1 protein-coding gene is annotated in these 1,351 nt (G+C 70.3%); it reads left to right on the top strand.

Translation table 11 applies throughout. The annotated features are described in order from the left end of the window. Window positions 1-517: 517 nt before the first annotated feature. The coding region (locus tag IE312_RS44265) for a GvpL/GvpF family gas vesicle protein (RefSeq protein WP_370467533.1) at window positions 518-1,351 on the top strand (834 nt) is incomplete at its 3' end.

The following is a 1,351-nucleotide window of genomic DNA, read 5'->3' as shown; positions in this document are numbered from 1 at the left end:
GGAGAGTGCATCTGACATCCTGTGACACGCAACTGCCGTTCAAACCAGGCTCATTGCGCCGCGTCGTGCCCCCCCCCACGCGCCCCACCAACCCCTCCCCCGCATCCGTGCCCCCCGACCGAGCCCCATCCCCAGCCGGAAGGGCGAGGCACCGGAACCACTCCTGCGCTAGGCAGCGATCACCTGGCCGACAGCACGCCACCGACCCGACGAAACCGCCACAACCGATCCGCCACCACCGGAACAGTGACCGCACCTGACGCTGACAAGCCCCCTCCGAAGGAACAGCCGACCGGCGGCTGGAAAGCACGCCGCGTTCCACTCCCCCAGCCTTCGGCGGCAACCTTGGCGCCACGCCCGGCGTCTGCGATGGAGGGTGTGCGCCCTTCCATACAAGGAGCGCGCGGGCCACGCCCGGCGGCCTGGTCCGCGACGGCGAGCTGGTCGTCGCAGTGGACGGCGGGTGGCTGGCCTTCGAGGTCTTGCAGCACCGGGCCGCCTCGCGCGGGCTACCGCCGTGCGGCTGGCCGCCGAGATGCCGGCGAGCTTCGTCGCCTTCGACGTCCTCCAGGCCGGCGGTGAGGTGCTGCTGGCGGAGCCGTATGCCGCGCGGCGTGCACGGCTGGAGTGGCTGTTCGAGGGCGGGGTAGCTCCGCCGTGGCTGGTGTGCCGGGCTACCGACTATGTGCACGTGGCGCAGAAGTGGCTGACGATGTGGCTGCAGCAGGCGCTTCAGCCGTTGGCCAAGGCGGTCAGCGCCGGGCCGCAGAGCACCGGCTGGCTGGCCAACCTCTCCTTCCTGGTGGGACGCGGTGCAGCGGAGCAATTCCTGGCGGCGGTCGACGAGCGCCGCCAGGAGCACCCGCATCTCCAGCTGCGGGTCAACGGCCCTCTGCCGCCCTGCAGCTTCGTCGACACCCCCTCGTCCCAGCAGGCCGAAGGCGGCACCGCGCAAGTTCGGAGCCGCGGCAGCCCAGCCCGACTGCTAAGGAGACGCGAACAACGAACCCACCTGTTGCGGGTGATGTTTGTCGAACCGGTCCGGTGCAGCCTGAGGCTATGCCTGCGTGGCGCTCGGATACGAGTTCCGTGTCGTCGGTCCCGTCCCGGAGGCCGTCGCAGAGGCGTTCCCCGAGCTGAAGGCTGTGGTGATCGGAAACCAGACGGTGTTGTGCGGCGAGATTTCGACGAGGCGCATCTGTTCGGGCCTGCTGGCCCGCTTCCGGATGCTCGGCCTAGAGATGCGACCGGTCCCCTCAGCCTTGTAGAACCTGTGGCGGCGGACAACGCGCGGTGCGCGGTGAGCGAGCCAGGCGCTGGCCAGACCGATGGCGGCGCCGGCGGCTACGTC

Source organism: Streptomyces capoamus (assembly GCF_014654935.1).
Taxonomy (GTDB): Bacteria; Actinomycetota; Actinomycetes; order Streptomycetales; family Streptomycetaceae; genus Streptomyces; species Streptomyces capoamus.
Note: the sequence above shows the minus strand (reverse complement) of the source record. Positions and strands in the feature narration are given on the sequence as shown.